Source organism: Polaribacter sp. M10 (assembly GCF_054968445.1).
Window position 1 is genome coordinate 426517 of the sequence record NZ_JBSSBG010000002.1, and the last position, 17040, is coordinate 443556.

Below are 17040 nucleotides of genomic sequence, written 5' to 3' on the forward strand. Positions count from 1 at the left end.
CGCTTTCAAATTAACAATTAGTTAACAGGTTATTAACTCAAGCATAATTTACTACTAACACTATATTTACAAAAGGGATAGACTTTTGCATAAGCAAAATAAACATATAAAATGAAAAAATTTTTACTTATTACCTTGTTAGCATTGAGCCAGTTTTTAGTAGCTCAAGACAAAGGTAAATTAACAGGTTTATTAACAGATAAAGAATCTAATAATGAGCCATTGCCATTTGCAAATGTAGTAATTAAAGGTACTGATATTGGGGCAACAACAGATTTCGACGGAATCTATTCTTTTCCAGTTCCTGCAGGTACACATACAGTTGTTTTTAGTTTTTTAGGATATAAAACTATAGAAAAAACATTTACAATTAAAGCTGGAGAAACAGTAACTATTAATCAAGTGCTTTCTGCAGAAGAAGGTGTTGCTTTAGATGATGTAGTAGTTAGAACAACAAGCACAAAAGAAAAAGAATCAGCTTTGTTATTAAAGCAAAAAAATGCAACAGTAATTGTAGAAAGTATTGGTGCAGAAAGATTGTCTAAAATAGGGGTTTCTAACGCAGCAGCTGCTACAACAAAAATTTCTGGTGTAACTCAAAGTGAAGGTTCAGGAGATATTTATATTAGAGGTTTAGGAGATAGATATTTATCTACTACAATGAATGGTTTACCTATTCCGTCTGATGATGTTGCGAAAAAAAATATAGACTTAGGTCTTTTTTCTACTAACATAATTAACAACATAGGGATCTCTAAAACGTATAATACTAGTGGGTATTCTGATCAAGCATCTGGAACTGTAGATGTTGCTTCTAAAAAATATTCAAAAAAAGGTTTTTCTGTAAGTGTAAGTGGAGGTTTTAATACTGCAGTTGTAGGGTTAGAATCAGATTTTAGAAGTACTTTAAATATGAATGATGTTACTTTTGGATACTATAAAAAACCTTATTTACTTACAGATGCTATTAAATACCAAACTTGGGATGCTATAACTGTAGATAATTCAACAAATTATGGAGTATCTTTTAATGCAGCTTACAAATTTGATATTTTTAACAAAGAGCTAGCTATTTTTGCTACAGCTTCTCACAGCAAATCTTTTGAATATCAAGAAGGGGAGTTTAGAACATATCGTGCAAATATTTTAGATAATGCCTTCCCAAATTTATCTTATGACCCTGCTACAGCTTTAAACGATTCACCTTCACTAGAGCAATATATAACTAGAATAAATACAACTGGTTATATTAGAGGAGACTTAAAACTGAACGACAATAATAAAATAGGCTACAATACTTTATTTGTAAATACAGGTAAAGATAATTTATTTGAGCAAGGAAGAAATGGTTTAGGATATGTTTTTGATCAACAGCCACAAGAAAGAGGTGCTTTTGTTAGAGATCAAAACTATAAACAAACAATTATGTTTGTAAACCAATTAACAGGAGAACACAAACTTACCGAAAATAATAAATTAACTTGGGCAGGAGGTTATAATTTTGTCTTAGCAGAAGAGCCAAATCGTATTAGAAATGAAGCTATTATTTTAAATGATAGTGAAGTAACTTTTGCAGATGTATCAGATTTTTCTCAAAGAAAATCAACACAAAGAATCGAAGACAATGAATATAACGCTTATATAGTTGATGAGTTTTCTTTTGGGAAAACAGAATCTGAATATGACAAAAAGCCAATGAAATTAAATTTTGGATTAAACTTTAGAAATAAAGAAAGAGCTTTTAGTTCTCAATTTGTTGGTGTATCTACCCCAGGTTATACTCCAGGTTTTCCAAATTCAGGGTTTTTAACTACTACTGTAGATCATATTTCAGAAACGTTTACAACTCTTGCTAATTATGGTCAGGGGGCTAACCCAATGTTAAGAGTAATAGAACAATTACCTGATGCTTATACAGCAGACATGACAAATTTAGCTGCATTTACAAATTTAAATTTTGGTGTAAATAACAAGTTCTCTGGAAATTTCGGTTTAAGATTCGAGAGTAATGAAATTAATGTAGCTTGGAATGTAAAAAATTATCAAGGCCCTAATGGACAATCTAGAGTTGGATCTTTAAGTAGAAAATACAATTCAGTTTATCCAAGTTTAAATCTTAAATATCAAATTGGAGAAAAAAATTCTGTACGTTTTGCATCGAGTTTAACACAAACATTACCAGAGTTTAAAGAGTTTGCTCCTTTTCAATACGAAGAACCAACAGGACGTGTAATTCAAGGAAATCCAGATTTAGAAAGATCAAAAGTAATAAACTTAGATGCAAAATGGGAGTTTTTTCCAAGTAGAGAAGAGCTAGTTTCTGCTAGTGTTTTTTACAAAAATATTAAAGACCCAATTAACCTAGCATTAACTAGAGGTTCTTCTGGAAACTTTGAATTCAATAATACAGGAGAAAAAGCAACTGTTTTTGGAATAGAGTTAGAAAGTAGATTAAATATAATAGAAAATGATGACGAAAAAAGTATTTTAAGTACTAGTTTTAATATCACAAAAATGTGGTTTAATCAAGATTTATATACAAACTTTCAATATTCAAATGTAGAGGAGTCTGGTTTACAAGGAGCTTCTGATTTTATTACAAATGCATCTTTAAGTTTTAATAGCAGATCAGAAAAAGAATTTACAGCAACAGTGTCTGGTAATTATGCATCAGACAAAATTTTTGCATTAGGTTCTCCAGAAGATCTAGTAAATAGCGCAACATTATTTAATGATGAAATTATAGAAAAAGGTTTCGTGTCTTTAGATTTAATCTTAAGTAAAGAAATTACAGATAATTTAATTATTAAAGTTGTAGGTAGAAACTTATTAAACCCAGATATACAACAAACTCAAAAAGTTACAGAATTCGATAATTCAGGATCTGGAGCAATAATTGATGTTACAAATCAGGTAGTACAATCTTATAAAAGAGGTAGCCAACTAAGCTTCAATTTAACCTATAAGTTTTAATTAACAATTTCATAACAAAACGAAATTTTTACTAAAGATTCGTAACTTATTTTTAACATTCAGTTAATAAATTTGGAATGTTTCTATCATTTCTTTGTAGAAATAAATAAAAAAATATAATTCAAAAAAAATGAAAAATTTAGTTGTAAAATTATTAGCAATTGTAGTGATTGTAACATCTTTATCGAGTTGTGGTAGCGATGATCCATTACCAGTTGTACCACCCGTAAGTGATGTAATAGAGAACTTACAAAATGGTGTTTTAAATGGAGCCTTAACAGAAAGTGCTACGTTAGATGCTTCTACTCAATATAGTTTAACTGGACAATTTACAGTTGCAGAAGGAGCTAGCTTAACAATACCAGCAGGTACAAGAATTATTGCAGATGCAGGTGGTTCTGAGGTTTATATTGCTGTTTTAAGAGGAGCGCAGATTTATATTAATGGTAATGCTGCTAATCCAGTAGTTATGTCTTCTGCTAATGGTAACCCTGGAGATTGGGGAGGTTTAACAATTTGTGGTAATGCTACTACATCAGCAGGTGTTGATGCGGTTGCAGAAGTTGGAGATTTTGTATACGGTGGTACAGTAGATACTGATAGCTCAGGAAACATAAATTATTTGCAAATAGTAGGTACTGGTGCACAAATTACAACAGAATCTCAATATAATGGAGTATCTTTTTATGCAGTTGGTTCTGGTACTGTTGTAAATAATGTAGCCGTAATTAATGGTAAAGATGATGGTGTTGAGTTTTTTGGAGGTACAGTATCTGTAACTAACCTTTATTTAGAAAATAATGATGATGATTCTATAGATTGGACAGAAGAATGGAATGGTACAGTTTCAAATGCATATATTTCTCACACTGTTGCTGGTTTTTCTACTGTTTTTGAGGGGGATAAAGAAAATGGAAACCCTAAATTCAATAATATTACAGCTGTTTCAACAGTAGGTGGTACTGCATTACAATTCAAAAAACAATCTGGTGGAACAATCACAGGTTTATCTTTGTCTGGATATGATGTAGATTTAGATATGAAAGATGGGGGTGAAACTAGTAATGTAGTGTTAGAGGCAGGTTTAGAAGCTGTTGCATTAACTGATCCTACTGATCCTACAACTGCAGATCAATATTTTTATACTATTAACGGTGCAAATGTAGCTCCAGTGGTTACTAAAGCTGATTTTCCTTGGGTAGATTCAGATTTATCTTTCGAAAGTTCTGTATTACAAGGTACAATTTCTGGTACAGTTACTTTAGATGCTTCAACTTCTTATATGTTAAACTCAGCTTACATTGTTCCAGATGGTGCTAAATTAGTAATCCCTGCAGGTACTAAAATTACTGCTAGAGATGGTGGTACAGGTGTTTACATTGCCGTTTTAAAAGGAGGTCAAATAGAAATAGATGGTACAGCTGCTAATCCAGTAGTAATTTCTTCTTCAAATGCAAATCCTGGAGATTGGGGAGGTTTAACAATTTGTGGTGATGCTACAACATCTGCGGGTGTAGATGCTGTTGCAGAAGTTGGTGGTTTCATTTATGGAGGTACAAATGATGACGATGATTCTGGACATGTTAAATATTTAGTAATTAAGGGTACAGGGGCACAAATTAATTCAGAATCTCAATATAATGGAGTTTCTTTATATGCTGTAGGTAATCAAACAGAATTAGAAAATATAGCTGTAATTAATGGTGCAGACGATGGTGTTGAGTTTTTTGGAGGTACTGCAGTTGCAAGTAACTTATATTTAAAAGATAATGACGATGATTCAATAGACTGGACAGAAGAATGGAATGGTTCTGTAACAAATGCTTACATTTCTAACACGGTTCCTGGTTTCTCAACGGTTTTTGAAGGAGATAAAGACAATGCTAACCCAACGTTTACAAATATTACTGCTATTTCTACAGTAGGAGGTACTGCTTTACAATTTAAGAAAACTTCTGGTGGTACAATTACAGGTTTACACTTAGTAGGATATGATGTAGATTTAGATATGAAAGATGGAGGATCTTTATCTAACGTAATAATTGATGGTGCAGCTGCTGATGCTACTTTAATTAGTGGAGAAACAAGTAAATATACTTTAAACTCAGGTAAAACTTCTACAGCTGTTGATGTTTCTACTTGGACTTGGATTAATGCAAGTTTATAATCGATTACGATTTTAAAAGTACATATAATTAGAAAGCAGGCTTTAAGCCTGCTTTCTTGGTTTTATAAAAAGATTATTATTCGTGTTTTAATCTATGCTGATTAAAATCTAGGTTTAACATTTACTTTTTCTTAGAAATACTATTAGAGTTGTTTTTTTACATAGAAAATCACCCTAAATAATCAGTTTAAATATTTTTAAAGATAAAATTCATTTAATGTATCCGGATATTGGTTACAGTCATAAAAAAAAGCAGGCTTAAAGCCTGCTTTTTTATTTTATAAAACTAAGAATAACTAAGCTTTTTTGTCTTTGCAACAAGCCATAGTGCAATTTTCTTTGCATTCTTTTTTAGCTGCTGTCATTTCTTCGCATTTTTCTTTACATGCTTCAGTACAAGTATGTGCTTTTTTGTTTGTATTTGTGTTTTCAGAAGCCTTATACAATTCGCCACCAGCAATGCCATCAACAAAAGCAATTAGGTCTTTTTTAGAAGTTTTGTTGGCATCAAACTGAATATTAGCAACACTATCAGTAAAAATAACTTTAGCATCTAAAACACCTTCTTTTTTAGATAATTTAGATTGAATGGTTTTTGCACATCCTATTTCGCAAGTCATACCAGAAATTGCCAAAGAAACGTTTTCAGTTTTTACTTCTTTTTGTTCGGTTTTACATCCTGTAAGTATAAAACAAGCAATTGCTATTGCAGTAAATATTTTTTGAGTTTTCATTTTAAAAGTATTAAAGAATTAATGTACAAATTTATTAATAAATAGAGTGATATGCTGATATTTACAAGTTTTTTACTTAAATTTTAACTGAATATGAATTTTTACAGTAAAAGTATTCATCAAAAAATAAATATATGGAACTATTTTGCAAAAAAAAGAGTCAAAACTTAAAGTTTGACTCTTTATCTTATTCTTGTTGTTTAGCAAAGATTATTTAAAATCTTCATCAGAAACGCCTTCGTTTACTTTTATTTCTTGAACCTTGAAACTTAAATCCATAGGGCCAGATTTAGTATTTATTGAATGAGGGAATAAGATTCCATTTACTTCTTTGTAATCAGCAAATGATGTTGGTACTTTCATTTCTCCTCTTGGTGTTTTTACAGTTTTAACTTCTTTGGCTTTTAATCCCGTTTTTACGTTATAAAAAATTTCTGTATTTCCATTTTTTATCACATAAAAATTTTCACCATCAAGTGGCTCTATTCTATCTAATGTTGCTGATGAATAACTCATATCAGAAAATGGTTGAGCACTCGCTTTTGCTTCCTCAATTTGTGCAGGTTGCATATCCATTTTTCTGCCTTGCATTTCTTGATATCCATTAGAACCATCAAAAATTACTTTTTGCATTGTATTGCCCATAACAGCCACTACTAAAGATGATTTGTTTGGAGCAGCAACTTTGGTTGTCATAACTAAAGGCGTACCTTGAATTGAGGCGTTTGCAACTGTCATTACAGATTTTACCGCCATTACTTTGTCTTTACCTCCAATAGCCTCAATATATTTATCAACAACAGTTGCAGCAGTCATTCCTTCAGGAATTGGCATGGTCATTTCTGGTTTTTCTGTTGGGTTTCCGTATTTATCAAAATACTTAATTACATAATCTGTTTTTTCTAGATTTTTAAGTACATCAATACCTTTACCTGTAATTACAATTCTTGCTTTATTGCCTTTAAAATATTTTATGGCTGCATTTTGAACATCGTCTAAAGTAACCGCTTTAATATTTTTAATGTAGTTTGCATAAAAATCTTCAGGTAAGTTATAACGTTCTATATTTAAAGCAAAATTTGCAACAGTTCTTGGTTTTTGTACATCCATAACAAAACTACCAATATATTCTTCTTTAGAGTTTTGTAGTTCTTCTGCAGTTACTTTTTTGTACCTAATTTTATTAATTTCTTTTAAAATTTCTACAACAGAACTATCTGTAACCACATTTCTAACACTTGCAGTTGCTCTAAAGGTACCTGTATATCTATTTTGTCTTAAACTAGAATAAGAGCCATAAGTATACCCTTTATCTTCACGTAAATTCATAAATAAACGTGCAGTACCACCACCACCTAAAATGTTATTGGCCATTAATGCAGCATAGTAATCTTTATCGCCTAAAGTTAAATCGATATTGTTAATCACAGCAATTTCAGATTGAACTGCGTTAGGCATATTTATAAAATTAATTTCTGTAGTAGCTACATTTTCTGTTGCTGGAATTTTATAGTTAGGGATTTCTCCTTTTTGCCAGTCTGAAAATGCCTTTATAACTAATTTTTTTACTTCTTTTGGGTTTATATCGCCTTCAATAACCAAATAAGCATTATTAGGTTTGTAATAGGTATTGTAGTTGTTTTTTACATCATCTAAAGTTATTTTTTCTACACTTTCTTTTGATGTAAATTCTCCAAAAGGATGATTTTTACCATAAGTTAAAACGTTTTCAACTCTTCTAGCAGCAGCAGTAACACTTTTTTCGTTAGATTTTATATTGTCTAAAGTTACTTGCTTTTCTTTATCAAATTCTTCTTGTGTAAACTGAGAGTTTTTTACACAATCTGCCATTAATTCTAAAATTTCTGGAAAATATTTTGTTAAAGAAGTTGCATAAGCGCCAGAGCTAAAGAAAGATACATTGGCACCTAAAAAGTCTACTTTTTCGTTAAACTCATCTTTAGTGATATTTGTAGTTCCTCTACCTAATAAGCTACCCATCATGCTAGAAACTCCTGCAATTTCTCCTTCTAAATAAGGTTTATTGTCTATAGATAAGTTTGCTGAAACTCTTGGTAATTTGTGGTTTTCTACAATAATTACTTTTAAACCATTCTTTAAAGTAATTTTAACTGGTTTGCCCAACTTTATTTCTGGGTCTGGCCCTGGTTTAGGCATTTTACTTCTATCTATTTGTGCATTAACAGCAATTGTGGCTACAAAAAGGGCTATTAATGATAAAATTTTTGTTTTCATATTTTGTGTCTTATAATTAAGAAATAAATCTTTCGATTAAAGTTTTATTATTTTTTTTCTGGTAAATATTCTAAAATTAATCGTTGATTTGGATTCAAATATTTTTTAGCTACCTCTCTAATTTCTTCTCTTGTAATAGATCTAAAAATATCGATTTCTGTGTTAATTAAGTTTGTGTCTCCATACAAAACATTAAATGTTGCTAAAGAACTTGCAATACCAACAACGCTTGAGTTAGCGTTTACGTAATTATTTTCGAACTGATTTTGTAATTTTTGAAAATCTTTTTCAGAAATTAAATCTGTTTGAATTTTTAAAATTTCTTCATCCATTTCTGCAACTAATTGCTCTAATGTTGCTGAACCTAAAGGAAGAGAAAAAAGTGCATAAATACCATAATCTTGTTGGCTAATGTTTACAGCTTGTACACCTAAGGCTATTTTTTTAGTATCTACCATTTTTTTATAAAGTACAGAACTTTTACCCGCACTTAAGTAAGAAGAAATCATATCTAAAACTTTAGAATCTCTTGTTTTAAACGAAGGGGTTCTGTAAGCAGCAATTACTGCTGGTATTTGAATGTTTTCGTCATATGCAGTAGCTTTAAATTCTTCAGTAATAGGTTCTTCTTTAGGAAAAGTTCTTATAACTTCTTCACCTCTAGGAATAGGACCAAAATAATCTTTAATCATTTTTTTTGTTGAAGCAAAATCAATATCTCCAGCAACAACTAAAGTGGCATTATTAGGTACATAGTATTTTTTATTAAAAGCTAAAAACTCTTCTAAAGTGGCAGCATCTAAATCTTTCATATATCCAATATTTGGGTCTTTATACGGATGAACTTTAAATAAGTTTTTACTAACTTCTTCAATAATTTTGGAATAAGGTCTTGTGCGTTGTCTTTTTTCTTCTTTTATAACCTCATTTTGTGTATCTACACCTTCTTGTTTAATTATTGGATGTAGTAAACGTTCAGATTCCATCCATAAACCTAATTCTAACTTGTTAGAAGGAAAAATTTCGTAATAATAAGTTCTATCTTGTGAGGTGTTAGCGTTATTTTTACCACCATTCGAAGAAACAATCTTAAACCATTCTCCTTTTTTTATGTTTTTTGTACCTTCAAACAACAAGTGTTCAAAAAAGTGGGCAAATCCAGTTCTATTTCTATCTCCATCTTTACCGCCAACTCCGTACATTACAGAAGTAATTACAACAGGAGCAGAATTGTCTTGATGCAAAATTACATGCATTCCATTACTTAAATCATACTCTTCAAATTCTACTTTTTGTGCGTTTACTGTAAAGGCAAGCAGCATAGCAGAAGCAAGAGATAAAATACTTTTCTTCATTGGTTTCTTTTAAATTAATAATTAATGTTTCAATTTGACGCAATTTTTTATGTTTTGTAACAAAAAGCAATCAAAAAATGTGAATATTCAAAAATAAGAAAGCTGTTATTAAAATACAGAATTCTGCACTGAATTATTATAATATTAATTTATTATTAATGATGTTGTTAAGTTTTAAAAAAGATGTATATTTGCATCCGCATTTTCAGTAAGTTAAATGCCATAAATTAGTATAAATACGCAAAACAATTAGTATGTACGCAATCGTAGAGATAGCAGGGCAGCAATTTAAAGTAGCAAAAGACCAAAAAGTATACGTTCATCGTTTACAAGGAGAAGAAGGATCAAAAGTAACTTTTGATAACGTTCTTTTACTTGATGATGCTGGTAACGTAACTTTAGGCGCCCCAGCTATAGAAGGAGCTTCAGTAACAGCTCAGATTTTAAGTCACTTAAAAGGTGATAAAGTAATCGTCTTTAAAAAGAAAAGAAGAAAAGGTTACAGAAAGAAAAATGGTCATAGACAGTATTTAAGCGAGATTCAAATTGAATCTATTGCTGCAACTGGTGCAAAGAAAGCTACTAAAAAAGCGGCTCCAAAAAAAGCAACAAAAGCTAAAGCTGATGATTTAAAGAAAATTGAAGGTGCAGGACCTAAAGCTGCTGAAGCGTTAGTAAATGCAGGTTTAGATACTTTTGCTAAAGTTGCAAAAGCAGATCCAGCAAAATTGAGTGAAATCTTAACTGAAGCAAGTTCTAGATTGTCTCATTTAGTTACTACAACTTGGCCAAAGCAAGCTGGTTTAGCTGCTGAAGGTAAGTGGGATGAATTAAAAGAATTACAAGATAGATTAGATGGTGGTATTGAAAAATAACCAATTATCTTAATTTACTTTAACCTATAAAAACTCAATAAAATGGCACATAAAAAAGGTGTAGGAAGTTCGAAGAATGGTAGAGAATCAGAATCGAAACGACTAGGTGTTAAAATATTTGGAGGACAAGCTGCAATTGCAGGTAATATTATTGTTCGTCAAAGAGGAACTACTCACAATCCAGGAGAAAACGTTTACATGGGTAAAGATCATACTTTACATGCAAAAGTTGATGGAATTGTAGAATTTCAAAAGAAAAGAGATAACAGATCTTATGTTTCTGTTACTCCATTCGAAGCTTAAGAAATTAAGTTTTTAAAAATTTAAAACGCTTAAACAATAATTTGTTTAAGCGTTTTCTTGTTTACGTTACATTTGTTTAGAAAGTTTCATTAAATTTATGGCCAAAACCCCTAGATTATGAAACTATTTTTCAATTGTATTTTTTTACTTTTTTCAACAATAATCATTGCTCAAAATTCTTTTCCACAAAACAACTACACACATAAAGTTGAAGAATTTATTTTAGAAGAAAAACTAGATTCGGCTCAGTATTACTTAAAGAATTTAGAAGAAAACTCGTATTATTTAACCTTAGAAAAACTAATTCAAAAGAAAGAGTTAACCTACAAAGAGTACTATGTTTTTACATCGAAATTAAGCAATAGACAGTCTGTAGATTATCAAAAAGTATCAGAATTTATAGAAGAAAATGTAAAAGAACCTTCTGATAAAAACATAAATTTAGATTATTTCGAAATCATCTGGACACAAGTTTACAAGCTTAGAGATGAAATTTCTATAGAAAGTGCATCAGCAAAACAAAAGGAATTAGAATCTTATATCAATCAATTTAATTCTGCTGATAAAGATGTGGTAAAAGCAAAATTAAAGGCAAGAACACATGCTTTAGTCTTGTATCAAATTCAAGGAGATGTTGCCAATGGTAAAAAACTTTGTTTAGAAAGTTTACAAAAAGCAGAAGAATTAAACAATAAAGAATTACAAATTATATTTCTTTATTACTTATCAGATTTTTTAATTATAGAAGGTAAGTTACAAGAATACATAGATGTTTGCGAAAAAAGTTTACGATTAGAAGAAGAATTGCCACATAATTCATCGTATTATTTTTCTACTATAGAGCATTTAATAAATGCTTATGTTTATAAGAAAGGACATAATGATAGGGTTATTGAATTAATTGATATTCTTTACAATACAGACAATAGAAGAATTTTTACATATCCATTATATGCGCAACTAATTGCTTCTTTAGACGAAAAGTCTGATTTAAAAAATAAAATTTTACAAAAATTTGAAGTACATAATGTTGCTGAATTGATGGCAAAATTTAAAGATTTAGGTCAAGATTTAAATTCTAATGATATATTTGGTTTGTACAACTATAGCTCGCAAGCATTGTCTGCACATGGTTATAAAGATTTAGCCTTAAGCTACAAAGATTTAGCTGTACAAAGTGTTCGAAAAACCTATTCTAAAGAATTATCAGAATCGCTTGCCGATTTTAAAATGGATATAGCTGTAAAAGAAAAAGAAAAAGAAATTGCCTTAGAAAAAGTTAAAACCAGATTGTATGCCATTATTGCAATTTTAGCTGTTGTATTATTTTTAATAACTTTACTTGTGCTTAGAAAAATTAAGAAGCAATCTAGAGAGTTAAAAGAGAAAAATAAGTTAATAGAGAAAACTTTACACGAAAAAGAACTGTTGGTTAAAGAAGTGCATCACAGAGTAAAAAACAACTTTCAAATTGTTTCTAGTTTGTTAGAATTACAAACCAAAGGTATAGAAGATCAAAAAGCATTAGAATTAGCGCACGAAGGTCAAAATAGAGTAAAATCTATGGCTTTAATCCATCAAAAATTATATCAAAATGAAAGCGGTTTAATAGATTTTGACGAATATATTAGGGTTTTAATTAAAGAGTTGTCATCAATGTATGCTTCTAAAACAGATGTACAAACTTCAATTACTTCTAAAAATGTTATGTTTGATATAGATACAGCAATTCCTTTGGGTTTAATCATCAACGAAATAATTACAAACTCTTACAAATATGCTTTTAAAAACGACAAAGAAAATAGTTTGTCAATTTCTATAGAAAAAGAAAATAATAAAGATTATAAGTTGGTTATAGAAGATAATGGACCTGGTTTATCAGAAGATATTAATGTAAAAAGAGCCAAAAGTTTAGGTTTACGTTTGGTAAATAGATTGGTAAAACAACTGCATGGTACTTTAACACAAACCAATTTTAAAGGCGCAAAATTCGAAATTTATTTTAAAGATATTCATCAAAGGCAATTGGTAAATTAATCTTAGAACAGATTTATAGGTGTTTAGAACTTTTAAGAGTGTGTTAATATCAATTAATTTTAAAAAATTATATTTTAGTTTTTAAGAAATAATTATGGATAAAATAAAAATTCTAGTTGTAGAAGACGAGTTAATTATTGCTGATAATATTTGTGATGCGCTAGAAGACTTAGGTTACGAAGCTTTAGAACCAGCCATAAATTATACAGAAGCGCTTATTAGAATAGAAGAAGAAAAACCAGATATCGCAATTTTAGACATTCAATTATCAGGTAAAAAAACAGGAATTGATATAGCTAAAAAAATAAGAGAGTCTTATAATTTTCCGTTTATATTTCTAACATCGAACTCAGATGCCTATACTTTAAATCAGGCAAAAGAAGTAATGCCACCTGCATATTTGGTAAAACCTTTTTCTAAAGAAGAACTTTACACATCCATAGAAATTGCTTTATTTAATTTTTCGAATAAAATTGGTAAGATTGATAAGGATAATCTTATAATAAAAGATTCTATTTTTATCAAAGAAAAAGGATCTTACACCAAACTTAATTTTGATGATATTTTGTACTTAAAAAGTGCACATGTTTATATAGAAATCATCTTAAAAAAGCATCAAAAAATTGTAGTAAGAACAAGTTTAAATGATATTTTAGAAAAACTAAATAAAAACTTTATCAGAATTCATAGAGGTTATATTGTTAATATTCAGTATTTAACCCAAATAACTCAAAACTCGGTTAAAATTTTTAATGATGAAATACCTATTGGTAAAAAATACAAAGAAGATATTTTAAACAAAATCAACTTAATTTAAAAATTAACAGTTTTTCGGAACAATAAATGGCTGTTTTAGAACATTTTTAACCTAAAATAGAATGATTAATTGTAGATTTGAGTAAGATTTTTTGAATGTAATCGCATATTTTCGGGGGATAAATACTGTGAATTATAATTTTAAAAAATATGTAATAAATAAAGCTATTCTATTTAGAGTAGCTTTTTTTGTCTCCATAAGAATTAAACAAACATAGTTTGTACTTTTGCAACTATGAAATTTTTATATAACTTCTTAATTTTTATAGCATCGCCCATTTTACATGTTATTGCGCTTTTTAATCGAAAAATAAAATTTTTTGTAAAAGGCAGAAAAGAAACATTTTCTAAAATTTCTACTTTAAAAAATGAGCAAACAATTTGGTTCCACGCGGCTTCTTTGGGCGAGTTTGAACAAGCAAGGCCCATTATAGAAGAAATAAAAACCAATTACAATCAATATAAAATTCTAGTTACCTTTTTTTCTCCTTCAGGATACGAAATTCGTAAAAATTATAATTTAGCAGATGTTGTTTGTTATTTGCCTTTAGATTCTAAATCGAATGCAAAAAAGTTTGTAGAAATTGTAAAGCCTAACATGGCCATTTTTATTAAGTATGAATTTTGGCCAAATCTTTTAAATGAGCTTAAAAGAAAAGAAATTCCTACAATTTTAGTTTCGGGTATTTTAAGAGAAAAACAATTGTTCTTTAAAAGTTATGGCGGTTTTATGCGAAAATCTTTAGAAGCTTTTCATCACTTTTTTGTGCAGAATCAAGAGTCAGAAAAATTACTAAATTCCATCAATTTTAAAAATGTAACAGTTGCTGGTGATACACGTTTTGATAGGGTTTCTAAAATTTTAGAACAAGACAATGTACTCGATTTTATTAGCGAATTTAAAAATGGAAAATACACCATTGTTGCAGGAAGCACTTGGCCAGAAGATGAGCAATTGTTGGTCAATTACATCAATAATAATGCATCAAAAGACGAAAAATTCATAATTGCTCCTCATAATATTAAAGCTGATGCAATTGTTGCTTTACAAAAATCCATCAATAAAAAAACAGTTTTATTTTCAGATAAAGAGGATAAAAATCTATCAGAATATCAAGTTTTTATTATTGATACGATTGGTATTTTAACCAAAATTTACGCAGCAGCAGATTTAGCTTATGTTGGTGGAGGATTAAAAACGGGCTTGCATAATATTTTAGAACCCGCAACTTTCGGAATTCCTGTAGTGATTGGAAATAATTACGACAAATTTAAAGAAGCTGTAGATTTGGTAAAAATTGGTGGTTGTATTTCAATTAAAAATCAAGATGAATTTACTCAGAATTTCATCAATTTTAAAAATGATGAAAATTTTAGAAAACTAACTGGAGCCATTAATAAAAAATATATTACCAATAATTTAGGAGCTACAGATTTAATTAAGAATTATTTAAAAGATAACATTTAATGATAGATTTTATAGTACAACCTTGGGCTTGGTATATAGGTGGTCCACTTATAGCTTTATCGCTTTTCTTGTATTTCTATTTTGGAAAGGATTTTGGAGCATCAACAAATTTTGAAACCTTATGCACAATGGCTGGTGCTGGTAAAGTATCAGACTATTTTAAAAAAGATTGGAAACAGCGAGATTATGCACTAATGTTTGTAATTGGTTTAATTATTGGGGGTTTTATTTCATCAACTTATTTAGTGCCAGATCAAACAATAGATTTAAACCCAACTACTGTAAAAGAACTCACAGATTTAGGTTTTACAGATGTAGGAAATCAATATTTTCCTGATGAAATTTTTAGTGAAGAGGTTGTCTTTTCTTTAAAAGGATTTTTAATTTTAATCGTTTCTGGCTTGCTTATTGGTTTTGGAACACGTTACGCAGGTGGTTGTACTTCTGGCCACGCAATTACAGGGTTAAGTAGTTTGCAATTGCCTTCTTTATTAGCCGTAATTGGGTTTTTTATTGGTGGCATTATTGCAACTTGGTTTATTATTCCTTTATTATTTTAACAAAAAAAAACAGTTTTCCTGCAAGGTTTCAAAAACCTTGTAGGTGTTTAAAAACTAGATAAATGAAAAACATAAAATTTTTACTATTAGGTATCTTTTTTGCAATTGTATTGAGTAAATCTCAAGCCATTTCTTGGTATCGATTTTACGAAATGTTTAAATTTCAATCTTTTCATATGTTCGGAATTATTGGAGGCGCAGTTGTAATATCAGCGATTATTATGCAGTTGTTTAAAAGCGGAAAAATAAAAGACATTAATGGCAACAAAATTGTGCCAAAACCAAAGAAAAAAGGAGTTATCAGTACTGTTTTTGGAGGAACACTTTTTGGTTTAGGTTGGGGAATTTCAGGGGCTTGTGCTGCACCTGTTTTTGTAATTCTCGGCTTTAAATTAATACCTGCTTTAATTATTTTAATTGGCGCACTTTTAGGAGCTTTTTTATATGGTTTGGTAAGTAAGAAATTACCAAATTAAATGAGCGATTTAAAAGACAATTTTGGACGACAAATGGAATATGTGCGATTAGCAGTTACAGATCGTTGTAATTTGCGTTGTCAATATTGTATGCCTGCTCATGGAATAGATATTGTGCCCAGACAAGAGTTATTGACGTTTAAAGAAATGTATCGCTTAATTCGTGTGTTAACAGAATTGGGTGTTAATAAAGTGCGTTTAACAGGTGGAGAACCTTTTGTGCGTAAAGATTTTGTGGGTTTTTTAGAAATGTTGTCTTTTAACGATTTGTTAGATGCCATTAATATCACAACCAATGGCGCTTTAATTTCTCATCATATAGATAAAATTGAAAAGCTAGAAAAAGTTAAAAACATCAATTTAAGTATTGATAGTTTACAAAGAGAAAAGTTTGCACAAATTACACGAAGAGATGTTTTTCCTGAAGTGTATAAAACGTTTGAACTCTTAGAAAAAAGCAGTTTAAATTTAAAACTTAATGTAGTTGTACAATCTGGTTTTAATACGGATGAAATTGTTGATTTTGTAAGACTAACAAAAGACAAAAATGTAGCAGTTCGCTTTATAGAAGAAATGCCTTTTAACGGAAAAGGGCAAAGAGATATGCAAGAAAATTGGACGTTTAAAAAGATTTTAAACGAAGTCAAAACCGAGTTTTCTGTGGATGAAATTCAGTCTGAAAAATCATCAACTTCTAGAAATTATAAAGTTGAGAATCATCTAGGAACTTTCGGAATTATTCCTGCATTTACAAGAACAATTTGTAACAATTGTAATAGAATAAGAATAACATCAACAGGAACTTTTAAAAATTGTTTGTTTGATGATGGCGTTTTTAATTTGAGAGATTTTATAAGAAAAGGAGCTTCTAATGATGATTTAAAAGAACTCTTTTTATCTTTAGTAAAAGAAAAACCAGAAAATGGTTTTATTGCAGAAGCAAGCCGTAAAAAAGGAAATGTTTCTGAAAGTATGAGTACAATTGGAGGGTAAAAAAGTGTAACTGTGTAATTGTTTAAT

13 protein-coding genes and 1 pseudogene are annotated in these 17040 nt (G+C 29.6%); 11 read left to right on the forward strand and 3 right to left on the reverse strand.

Annotated features, from left to right (window positions below; translation table 11 throughout):
• Positions 1-111 precede the first annotated feature (111 nt).
• Complete coding sequence (locus ACWYN7_RS04435) at positions 112-2973, forward strand: TonB-dependent receptor (RefSeq protein WP_462858640.1); 2862 nt, start codon at positions 112-114, stop codon at positions 2971-2973.
• A 130-nt stretch (positions 2974-3103) separates the two neighbouring features.
• A complete protein-coding gene (locus ACWYN7_RS04440) occupies positions 3104-5140 on the forward strand; it encodes an autotransporter outer membrane beta-barrel domain-containing protein (RefSeq protein ID WP_462858641.1) in 2037 nt (678 codons plus the stop codon).
• A 296-nt stretch (positions 5141-5436) separates the two neighbouring features.
• Here ACWYN7_RS04440 and ACWYN7_RS04445 read toward each other — a convergent pair whose 3' ends face one another.
• The 3 genes from ACWYN7_RS04445 to ACWYN7_RS04455 form a co-directional block, all read right to left on the reverse strand.
• Positions 5437-5874 carry a cation transporter gene (locus ACWYN7_RS04445; protein WP_462858642.1) on the reverse strand — a complete coding sequence of 146 codons (438 nt, stop codon included), beginning with the start codon at positions 5872-5874 and terminating at the stop codon, positions 5437-5439.
• A gap of 210 nt (positions 5875-6084) precedes the next feature.
• Positions 6085-8130: a M16 family metallopeptidase gene (locus ACWYN7_RS04450; RefSeq protein WP_462858643.1), complete on the reverse strand. Its 2046-nt coding sequence runs from the start codon at positions 8128-8130 to the stop codon at positions 6085-6087.
• Between the two features lie 47 nt (positions 8131-8177).
• On the reverse strand, positions 8178-9485 hold the full coding sequence (locus tag ACWYN7_RS04455; protein ID WP_462858644.1) for a M16 family metallopeptidase: 1308 nt from the start codon (positions 9483-9485) through the stop codon (positions 8178-8180).
• Positions 9486-9739: 254 nt separating this feature from the next.
• On the opposite strand from ACWYN7_RS04455, the pseudogene rplU reads away from it, so the two are divergent.
• The 9 genes and pseudogenes from rplU to moaA form a co-directional block, all read left to right on the forward strand.
• Positions 9740-10030, forward strand: a pseudogene (rplU, locus tag ACWYN7_RS04460) (50S ribosomal protein L21); the annotation flags it as partial.
• Positions 10031-10123: 93 nt separating this feature from the next.
• Positions 10124-10360, forward strand: coding sequence for a helix-hairpin-helix domain-containing protein (locus ACWYN7_RS04465; RefSeq protein WP_394372179.1), 237 nt, complete (start codon positions 10124-10126; stop codon positions 10358-10360).
• A 42-nt stretch (positions 10361-10402) separates the two neighbouring features.
• Positions 10403-10663, forward strand: coding sequence for a 50S ribosomal protein L27 (gene rpmA / locus ACWYN7_RS04470; protein ID WP_015481656.1), 261 nt, complete (start codon positions 10403-10405; stop codon positions 10661-10663).
• 117 nt (positions 10664-10780) lie between these two features.
• Entirely contained in the window at positions 10781-12700 is a 1920-nt protein-coding gene (locus ACWYN7_RS04475) for a sensor histidine kinase (protein WP_462858645.1), read from the forward strand.
• 94 nt (positions 12701-12794) lie between these two features.
• Positions 12795-13517 (forward strand): LytR/AlgR family response regulator transcription factor, encoded by a 723-nt coding sequence (locus tag ACWYN7_RS04480; protein WP_462858646.1) that lies wholly within the window; start codon positions 12795-12797, stop codon positions 13515-13517.
• 234 nt (positions 13518-13751) lie between these two features.
• Positions 13752-14984: a 3-deoxy-D-manno-octulosonic acid transferase gene (locus ACWYN7_RS04485; RefSeq protein WP_462858647.1), complete on the forward strand. Its 1233-nt coding sequence runs from the start codon at positions 13752-13754 to the stop codon at positions 14982-14984.
• Between the two features lie 2 nt (positions 14985-14986).
• Positions 14987-15544 (forward strand): YeeE/YedE family protein, encoded by a 558-nt coding sequence (locus ACWYN7_RS04490; RefSeq protein ID WP_462858680.1) that lies wholly within the window; start codon positions 14987-14989, stop codon positions 15542-15544.
• A 62-nt stretch (positions 15545-15606) separates the two neighbouring features.
• On the forward strand, positions 15607-16020 hold the full coding sequence (locus ACWYN7_RS04495) for a YeeE/YedE thiosulfate transporter family protein (protein WP_459486143.1): 414 nt from the start codon (positions 15607-15609) through the stop codon (positions 16018-16020).
• Entirely contained in the window at positions 16021-17013 is a 993-nt protein-coding gene (gene moaA, locus ACWYN7_RS04500; RefSeq protein WP_462858649.1) for a GTP 3',8-cyclase MoaA, read from the forward strand.
• Positions 17014-17040 lie beyond the last annotated feature (27 nt).

Excerpts from the sequence above, each read along its gene's own strand:
- ACWYN7_RS04450 (WP_462858643.1), bottom strand. The coding sequence starts at position 8,130 with ATGAAAACAAAAATTTTATCATTAATAGCCCTTTTTGTAGCCACAATT.
- rpmA (WP_015481656.1), top strand. The coding sequence starts at position 10,403 with ATGGCACATAAAAAAGGTGTAGGAAGTTCGAAGAATGGTAGAGAATCA.
- ACWYN7_RS04445 (WP_462858642.1), bottom strand. The coding sequence starts at position 5,874 with ATGAAAACTCAAAAAATATTTACTGCAATAGCAATTGCTTGTTTTATA.
- ACWYN7_RS04495 (WP_459486143.1), top strand. The coding sequence starts at position 15,607 with ATGAAAAACATAAAATTTTTACTATTAGGTATCTTTTTTGCAATTGTA.
- ACWYN7_RS04480 (WP_462858646.1), top strand. The coding sequence starts at position 12,795 with ATGGATAAAATAAAAATTCTAGTTGTAGAAGACGAGTTAATTATTGCT.
- ACWYN7_RS04475 (WP_462858645.1), top strand. The coding sequence starts at position 10,781 with ATGAAACTATTTTTCAATTGTATTTTTTTACTTTTTTCAACAATAATC.
- ACWYN7_RS04435 (WP_462858640.1), top strand. The coding sequence starts at position 112 with ATGAAAAAATTTTTACTTATTACCTTGTTAGCATTGAGCCAGTTTTTA.
- ACWYN7_RS04440 (WP_462858641.1), top strand. The coding sequence starts at position 3,104 with ATGAAAAATTTAGTTGTAAAATTATTAGCAATTGTAGTGATTGTAACA.
- ACWYN7_RS04485 (WP_462858647.1), top strand. The coding sequence starts at position 13,752 with ATGAAATTTTTATATAACTTCTTAATTTTTATAGCATCGCCCATTTTA.
- moaA (WP_462858649.1), top strand. The coding sequence starts at position 16,021 with ATGAGCGATTTAAAAGACAATTTTGGACGACAAATGGAATATGTGCGA.
- ACWYN7_RS04455 (WP_462858644.1), bottom strand. The coding sequence starts at position 9,485 with ATGAAGAAAAGTATTTTATCTCTTGCTTCTGCTATGCTGCTTGCCTTT.